Source organism: Robinsoniella sp., from assembly GCF_034124845.1.
This window is the reverse complement of record NZ_JAWYAJ010000244.1, coordinates 1-8,127: the sequence shown is the minus strand read 5'-3', so window position 1 is coordinate 8,127 and position 8,127 is coordinate 1. Positions and strand designations below refer to the sequence as shown.

Sequence of the window (8,127 nt, the reverse complement as noted above, 5' to 3'; positions counted from 1 at the left end):
AGCTCTGCGTTGTTCCCCAGATTCTTTTAAATGATGCCGTTACCATTCCTGGCATCACGATCCCACAGGTTCCCATTATTAAAGGCGATGCCAAAAGCTTATCCATTGCAGCTGCCAGTGTTATCGCCAAAGTAACCAGGGACCGGCTCATGAAAGAATATGATGCCGTAATGCCGGAATATGGCTTTGCTTCCCATAAAGGATATGGCTCAGCCACCCATATTGCCGCAATAAAAGAATACGGTCCATCCGCAATACATAGAACTACCTTTATCAAAAATTTTATCTGACAGGAGATTCTGATTGAATAAACGTGCTATCGGTACCATAGAGGAAGACAAAGCCGCTGCTTATTTACAAGAGCAGGGCTTTCTCTTATTAGAACGCAATTACAGATGCAGAATAGGAGAGATAGATATCATCGCCGCCGATGGTTCCTATCTTGTTTTTGTAGAAGTAAAGTTTCGAAAAGATGGTGGAAGAGGTTCCTCGCTGGAAGCGGTCAATTATCGAAAACAGGCTGTAATCTGCAAGGTTGCCCGCCACTATCTTATGACCCGCCGCAAAGGGGAAGATACCCCCTGCCGCTTTGATGTGGTTGGTATCGACAACCAGAAGATCACGCTGGTCAAAGATGCTTTTCCTTTCCATCTCTCTTAAATTATTAAATAAGAACAACATTATGAATTTGGAGCTATTATACCGTGAAATGGGGCGTGCAGACAGCAGAAATGAATCTTCAATCACGCTCTTAAAAAGGAGGATCATCAATATGAATATTAATAGAGTCAGCGGACACGAGGTTTGTGCAGTCAAAAATGAAGCTGCTGTACCATATCTGTCTTTTCCCATGCTGGAGGATACCGGCATCATCATCCATGGTTTCTCTACCCGTCTCGGCGGGGTCAGCAGGGATCATCTCACCAGTATGAATCTCAGCTTCCAAAGAGGGGATGAGGAAGCAAACGTTCGTGAAAATTTCCGCCGTATCGGAGAATCTATCGGCTTTTCCTGTGAAAACCTGGTATTTTCCGATCAGACCCATACCACTAACGTCAGAGTCACAACCGAAGAGGACCGTGGAAAGGGATTTGTAAAGCAAAGAGATTACAGCGATATTGACGGCATGGTTACCAATGTGCCGGGGCTGGTTCTGTCCACTTTTTACGCAGATTGTGTTCCCCTTTTCTTCGTGGACCCGGTTAAAAAGGCAATCGGACTGTCTCATTCCGGCTGGAAAGGAACTGTAGGTAAAATAGGCAGGGTAACCGTTGAAAAAATGACTGCGGAATATGGTTCAGATCCCAAAGACATCCTGGCTGCAATCGGCCCTTCCATCTGCCAGGATTGCTATGAAGTCAGCGAAGATGTTATTTTGCAGTTCCGGAAAAATTATGATGCCTCTCTATGGGATACCTTATTCTACAAAAAACCAAACAGCAAATACCAGTTAAACCTCTGGAAAGCAAATGAAGCCGTATTTCTGGAAGCCGGCATCCAAAAAGACCACATCCGCATAACCGATATCTGCACCTGCTGTAACCCGGATATCCTGTATTCACACCGGGCTTCCCAGGGAAAGAGGGGAAATCTTGCCGCTTTTCTGGCTCTTAAGACTGTACCGTAACAGTTGCCCCCACCTATGTTTGTTACAAAAATGTAAGGTTAAAAACCAAAATGTAAGGTAAATCCATAGCACCAGCCACCTTCATCTTTTATAATAGAGTCAAATGAAAAACACATTAACTTTTACATAAAGAAGGAGGGTTATAATGAAAAATTTACTTCTCACTGCGCTAAGTGCGACATTTGGATTTATCGGATTTTTATGGGTAGCATCAAAAGGACTGCATATCCTGCTGTACCTGATTGATCAAAAGATTGTTCGTTAACAACTTGAAATATGTATCATATAATTTAAAAACATACAGTCCTGCCGTGAATTCGGCAAATGTTATTATGCTTGGCTGCGTATTACCCATGTTCAGCTTTCATAACAAATGAAAGCAGGTAAGCCGAATTTGATATTAAATGGCAGCAGTACTTACCTAATAAAATAAGCAAAAAAATAAAAATGGCATTTTACAGCCATTTTTATTTTTTTAGAACGCTTAATTTAAACTTACTTATGAATAGTTCTTAATTTAGTTTTCTTTATTTGCCTTTGTTATACTTTTCCAGTAACTCATGAATCTTATCTGTTGGGGACTGTACTCGGCTGATGGAAACATCATGATTCAGGGAATCAATGATACTTGCCAAAAACTTTGTCATATCCGCTTCTTCATAATAAGGACGATCCAGAAGTTCCGGTACACGGTAGTTCAGGTTTGTTGTGATGACTTTTTCAATATATCCCTTTTCATAATACTCATCAAATTCCTGCAGGCCATCTGTGAAAAGACCAAATGTTGTACATACGAATACTCTTTTCGCCTGGCGTTCTTTCAGCTGCTTTGCCACATCCAGCATGCTTCCGCCGGAAGAGATCATATCATCAATTACGATAACATCTTTCCCTTTTACGGAATCTCCCAGAAATTCATGGGCAACAATCGGGTTTTTGCCATTGATAATGGTAGAGTAGTCACGGCGTTTGTAGAACATCCCCATGTCCACACCCAGGATATTAGAGAAGTATACGGCTCTGCTCATTGCACCTTCATCCGGGCTGATTATCATTAAATGGTCATTGTCTATGATTAAATCGGGTGTAGACTTAATCATTGCTTTTAAGAACTGGTAAGTGGGCATAAAGCTGTCAAATCCACTTAACGGAACAGCGTTTTGTACTCTTGGATCATGGGCGTCAAAAGTGAGAATATTGGTAACTCCCATATTGATTAACTCCTGTAAAGCAAGAGCGCAGTCCAAAGATTCGCGATTGGAACGCTTATGCTGTCTTCCTTCGTATAAAAACGGCATTACAACATTAATTCGTCTTGCTTTTCCGGTAGCAGCAGAAATGATACGTTTTAAATCCTGAAAATGATCATCCGGAGACATATGGTTTTCATAACCGCATACAGAATAGGTCAGACTGTAATTGCATACATCAACCATAATAAATAAGTCGGTTCCACGGATGGAAGATTTAATCATTCCTTTAGCTTCTCCGGTACCAAATCTCGGGCATTCGCAGTCAACCAGATACGTGTCCTGGCAGTATCCCTGGAAAGCGATGCTGTCTTTTTGATGGGTTGGGGAAGTGTGGCGGAATTCTACCAGATACTGATCCACGACTTTTGCAAAATCGCGGCAGCCTTCCAGCGGAATTATTTTCAGTGGTGCCACAGGCAGTGATTTACATAATGGTTCTAAATTTGGCATAAATTAACCTCCAAAAAATACGTATAATTGAAATTATTACATATACTTATATTATATCTTTATAAATACCACTCTATTTATATCATTTTGAGTTGTCTCCGTCAAGATAATTGTCGTATAAAAGAAAAAACAAGCATTTTTTGTATAAAAATAAGAGTGAACTGTACCAATCTGAAAATCAAGCGTTGCATTTTAGATTTGAATTTAGTATTATATAGGAAACAAAGGAGTAAAGATTACATTATGAAAAGAACAAAACATATCATCGGCCGTGTTCTTACCGGAAGCATTGCAGAAGAGCTGGAGCTTGAGCCTGGCGATGTTCTGGTATCTATAAATGGTAAAATCATTGAAGATGTATTTGATTATCATTATCTCATCAACGAAGAATACCTTGAGTTATTGGTTGAAAAAAGCAATGGTGAAGAATGGGAACTGGAGATTGAAAAAGAATTTGAAGAAGATCTGGGCATTGAATTTGAAAATGGATTAATGGATGAGTACCGTTCCTGCCGCAACAAATGCATTTTCTGCTTTATCGACCAGATGCCAAAAAACATGCGTGAAACCCTCTATTTTAAGGATGACGACTCCAGGCTGTCTTTTCTTCAGGGAAATTACGTGACACTAACGAATATGAGTGACCATGATATCCAGCGTATAATCACCTATAAACTTGCACCCATTAACGTATCCTTCCATACCATGAACCCTGCACTGCGCTGTCAAATGCTGAATAACCGTTTTGCGGGTGAAGCGCTGAAGAAAGTGGACAGCCTCTATGAAGCCGGGATTGAAATGAACGGACAGATTGTACTGTGCAAAGATATCAATGACAAAGAGGAACTGGAATTTACCATTGGGGAACTTACAAAGTATATCCCCCATTTAAAAAGTGTGTCTGTGGTTCCGGTGGGAATGACCCAGTACCGGGATGATTTATACGACTTAAAACCATTTACAAGAAAAGACGCCAAAGAAGTGCTGAACTGTATACACCGCTGGCAAAAGGAGTTATCTGCCAAATACGGGACGCACTTTATTCATGCCGGAGATGAATGGTACATTCTTGCCGGAGAAGAGATGCCTGCTGAAGAAACCTATGACGGGTACCTGCAGTTAGAAAATGGCGTAGGAATGACAAGGCTTCTGTTAAATGAAGTAGAAGAGGAGTGTCAGAAACTTACCGGAGATGACAGAAAAAGAGAACTTTCCATTGCTACCGGCGTGCTGGCTTATCCCTATATAAAAGACTTAGCTGAAAAAGTCTGCCATAAATATCCGGGCATCCATGCATCCGTATATGAAATTAAAAATAATTTCTTTGGTGAGCGGATTACCGTTGCAGGGCTTTTAACAGGAAGAGACATTATTTCCCAGTTAAAAGGGAAAGAACTTGGAGAACGTCTCCTGCTTTCCAGTAACGTCTTAAGAAGCGGCGAAGACGTCTTTTTGGACGATGTAACGGTCTCTGAAATGGAAATTGCTTTACAAACGAAGGTAAGTATTGTAAAATCAAGCGGTCGGGCTTTTGTCGAAGCCTTGGTGTGTGTATGAAAATAATTTTAAAATACACACAAGCGTGATGAAAAAACTAGTGCCGCCCGGCGCAGATAGAGGGTGCTGTATAGTGGCGTATTTGCGCCGGGAGGCACTAGGAAGAATAAAAGACACATGAGGTGAAAATATATGAGTAAACCAATCGTAGCAATCGTAGGAAGGCCAAACGTAGGAAAATCCACTTTGTTTAATGCCCTGGCTGGAGAAAATATCTCTATTGTAAAAGATACACCGGGCGTTACAAGAGACCGTATCTACGCAGACGTAGAATGGCTGAATATCAATTTTACACTAATTGATACCGGCGGTATTGAACCGGACAGCAAAGATATCATATTAGCGCAGATGAGAGAGCAGGCACAAATCGCAATCGACACAGCAGACGTCATTGTTTTTATCACAGATGTACGCCAGGGGCTGGTAGATTCCGATGCCAAAGTAGCAGACATGCTTCGCCGTTCCCAAAAACCAGTGGTTCTGGTCGTAAATAAAGTAGATAATTTTGACCGTTTAATGCCGGATGTATATGAATTTTATAACCTGGGGATCGGTGATCCCGTTCCCATCTCAGCTATTTCAAAACTTGGAATCGGCGATATGCTGGATGAAGTTACAAAGCACTTTCATTTGGATGATACCGAAGAGGAAGAGGATGACAGACCGCGTGTAGCCGTTGTTGGAAAGCCCAATGTTGGGAAATCTTCTATTATAAATAAACTCCTGGGCGAAAACCGTGTGATCGTATCAGGCGTGGCCGGAACTACAAGAGATGCCATCGATACTGCAATTACATTTAACGGACAGGAATACGTATTTATTGATACCGCAGGACTTCGGAGAAAAAGTAAGATCAAAGAAGAGCTGGAGCGCTACAGTATCATTCGTACCGTTACCGCAGTAGACCGTGCAGATGTGGTCGTGGTAGTCATCGATGCGGTAGAAGGCGTCACGGAGCAGGATGCTAAAATTGCAGGTATTGCCCATGAACGCGGCAAGGGAGTCATTATCGTTGTAAACAAATGGGATGCCATTGAAAAAGACGATAAAACAATTTACAAGTACACTAACAAAGTAAAAGATACACTTTCCTATATGCCATATGCTGAAATCATGTTCGTTTCCGCTTTGACAGGGCAGAGGCTGAATAAGCTATTTGAAAATATCAATATGGTTATCGAGAATCAGTCCATGCGTATCGCAACCGGTGTCTTAAATGAAATTATGACAGAAGCAGTTGCACTGCAGCAGCCTCCGTCAGATAAAGGAAAACGGCTGAAATTATATTATATTACTCAGGTTGCTGTAAAGCCGCCTACTTTTGTCATTTTTGTGAATGACAAAGAGCTGATGCACTTTTCCTATACCAGATATCTGGAAAACAAGATCCGTGATACATTTGGTTTTAGAGGAACATCCCTTAAATTTATTACACGTGAACGCAAGGAAAAGGAGAAATAATAGGTTATGGAACGTATCATCTGCTTGGTTATCGGATATGTATTTGGTCTTTTTCAGACCAGCTATATTTACGGCAGGATGCATGGCATCGATATTCGTGAACATGGAAGCGGCAATGCCGGAAGTACAAATATGCTGCGGACACTCGGAAAGAAAGCGGGGCTGATTACTTTTGCCGGGGACTGTCTGAAGTGTATTTTGGCAGTCGTGATTATACGCCTGATTTTTGGCAGAACGCATCAGGATATTCTTCCCCTGCTGGTATTTTACGGAGCGGCAGGCACAATTTTAGGACATAATTATCCTTTTTATTTGGGCTTTAAAGGTGGAAAAGGGATTGCCGCAACAGCAGGACTTGTGTTATCATTTAACTGGATTATGGCAATCCTTGGAATTGTTACATTTTTTACAACATTTTTTACAACTCATTTCGTTTCACTTGGTTCCCTTCTTGTTTATGTGGGAATCATGATTGAACTGATTGTACTTGGCCAAACCGGATTTTTCGGCATGGCCCAGCCGCATTTGTATGAGCTGTATGCTATCGGTGCCTTCCTGACCTTTTTAGCGTTCTGGAAGCATCGGGAAAATATCCGCCGTTTGATAAGCGGTACAGAGAATAAGACCTTTTTAAGTAAAAAATAAATCAGTACATAAAAGACAATGGGGGTAATCATATGGTTAAGATAGGCGTTATTGGAGCCGGCAGCTGGGGTACGGCTCTGGCAGTATTGTTGCATAAAAACGGACATGAAGTTACCATCTGGTCTATAATCAAGGAAGAAGTGGATATGCTTTTGGAAAAAAGGCAGCATGAATCCAAACTTCCCGGTGTTGTGATTCCAGATGATATTACGATTACGAATGATTTGAAAGAATCTATGACCGATAAGGATATTCTGGTTCTTGCCGTTCCTTCTCCATTTACGAGAAGTACCTGCAAAATGATGAAAGAATATCTAAATCCCGGTCAGATTGTGATGAATGTAGCAAAGGGAATTGAAGAGAATACACTTTTTACCCTGACCGATATTATGGAAGAAGAACTGCCAGGCGTTGATGCGGCTGTTTTATCCGGACCAAGCCATGCAGAAGAAGTAGGCAGAGGACTTCCAACTACCTGTGTGGTTGGCGCACATTCCAAAAAGACCGCAGAATATCTCCAGAACATTTTTATCAGCCCTGTATTCCGGGTATATACAAGCCCTGACATGCTGGGTATTGAGCTGGGCGGAGCACTTAAAAATGTAATTGCACTGGCTGCTGGTACTGCAGACGGTCTTGGCTATGGCGACAATACAAAAGCCGCATTGATCACCAGAGGGATTGCAGAAATTACCAGGCTTGGCATGAAGATGGGTGGAAAGCCGGAGACATTTTACGGACTGACAGGCATTGGGGATCTCATCGTTACCTGTGCCAGCGTTCACAGCCGAAACCGCAAAGCCGGTTACCTGATTGGAAAAGGCTACACGATGCAGGAAGCCATGGATGAAGTGAAAATGGTTGTGGAAGGCGTCTATTCTGCGAAAGCAGCCATGGGGCTTGCGAAAAAATACGACGTGGAACTGCCGATAATTGAACAGGTTAATAAAGTTTTATTCGAAGGAAAGAATGCTGCCGAAGCAGTTAATGAATTAATGCAGCGTGACAAAAAGCTGGAGCATTCTGATTTGCTTTGGTAAGGAGGATATGAATCATGAATTATTATACGGTAGGCATTGAAGGTATGCCAAGACTTCTGTTAGAAATTGAAGATCCGCTGGGAAATTTCCGTAA

General features: G+C 41.7%; 9 protein-coding genes. 8 read left to right on the top strand and 1 reads right to left on the bottom strand.

Annotated elements, in window-relative coordinates; all coding sequences use genetic code 11:
• The 4 genes from ACH2DQ_RS12055 to pgeF all read left to right on the top strand — a co-directional run.
• The coding region (locus ACH2DQ_RS12055; protein ID WP_395026876.1) for a ribonuclease HII at positions 1–290 on the top strand (290 nt) is incomplete at its 5' end.
• A 13-nt stretch (positions 291–303) separates the two neighbouring features.
• Positions 304–660, top strand: a complete 357-nt coding sequence (locus ACH2DQ_RS12050; protein WP_394911321.1) for a YraN family protein — start codon at positions 304–306, stop codon at positions 658–660.
• A gap of 44 nt (positions 661–704) precedes the next feature.
• Entirely contained in the window at positions 705–755 is a 51-nt protein-coding gene (locus ACH2DQ_RS12045) for a hypothetical protein (protein WP_394911457.1), read from the top strand.
• Positions 756–772: 17 nt separating this feature from the next.
• Entirely contained in the window at positions 773–1,627 is an 855-nt protein-coding gene (pgeF, locus tag ACH2DQ_RS12040; protein ID WP_394911320.1) for a peptidoglycan editing factor PgeF, read from the top strand.
• A gap of 527 nt (positions 1,628–2,154) precedes the next feature.
• Here pgeF and ACH2DQ_RS12035 read toward each other — a convergent pair.
• Positions 2,155–3,330, bottom strand: coding sequence for a ribose-phosphate pyrophosphokinase (locus ACH2DQ_RS12035; RefSeq protein ID WP_394911319.1), 1,176 nt, complete (start codon positions 3,328–3,330; stop codon positions 2,155–2,157).
• A 243-nt stretch (positions 3,331–3,573) separates the two neighbouring features.
• Here ACH2DQ_RS12035 and ACH2DQ_RS12030 point away from each other — a divergent pair, with 243 nt between their 5' ends.
• From ACH2DQ_RS12030 to ACH2DQ_RS12015, 4 genes are all read left to right on the top strand, one after another.
• Positions 3,574–4,887, top strand: a complete 1,314-nt coding sequence (locus ACH2DQ_RS12030; RefSeq protein WP_394911318.1) for a DUF512 domain-containing protein — start codon at positions 3,574–3,576, stop codon at positions 4,885–4,887.
• Between the two features lie 132 nt (positions 4,888–5,019).
• Entirely contained in the window at positions 5,020–6,348 is a 1,329-nt protein-coding gene (der, locus tag ACH2DQ_RS12025; protein ID WP_394911317.1) for a ribosome biogenesis GTPase Der, read from the top strand.
• Positions 6,349–6,354: 6 nt separating this feature from the next.
• Positions 6,355–6,993, top strand: coding sequence for a glycerol-3-phosphate 1-O-acyltransferase PlsY (gene plsY, locus ACH2DQ_RS12020; RefSeq protein WP_394911316.1), 639 nt, complete (start codon positions 6,355–6,357; stop codon positions 6,991–6,993).
• Between the two features lie 32 nt (positions 6,994–7,025).
• The gene (locus tag ACH2DQ_RS12015; RefSeq protein WP_394911315.1) at positions 7,026–8,033 is read left to right on the top strand and encodes an NAD(P)H-dependent glycerol-3-phosphate dehydrogenase; all 1,008 of its coding nucleotides are present in this window, start codon (positions 7,026–7,028) and stop codon (positions 8,031–8,033) included.
• The last annotated feature ends 94 nt before the right edge of the window (positions 8,034–8,127 follow it).

Excerpts from the sequence above, each read along its gene's own strand:
- pgeF (WP_394911320.1), top strand. The coding sequence starts at position 773 with ATGAATATTAATAGAGTCAGCGGACACGAGGTTTGTGCAGTCAAAAAT.
- ACH2DQ_RS12035 (WP_394911319.1), bottom strand. The coding sequence starts at position 3,330 with ATGCCAAATTTAGAACCATTATGTAAATCACTGCCTGTGGCACCACTG.
- ACH2DQ_RS12030 (WP_394911318.1), top strand. The coding sequence starts at position 3,574 with ATGAAAAGAACAAAACATATCATCGGCCGTGTTCTTACCGGAAGCATT.
- der (WP_394911317.1), top strand. The coding sequence starts at position 5,020 with ATGAGTAAACCAATCGTAGCAATCGTAGGAAGGCCAAACGTAGGAAAA.
- plsY (WP_394911316.1), top strand. The coding sequence starts at position 6,355 with ATGGAACGTATCATCTGCTTGGTTATCGGATATGTATTTGGTCTTTTT.
- ACH2DQ_RS12015 (WP_394911315.1), top strand. The coding sequence starts at position 7,026 with ATGGTTAAGATAGGCGTTATTGGAGCCGGCAGCTGGGGTACGGCTCTG.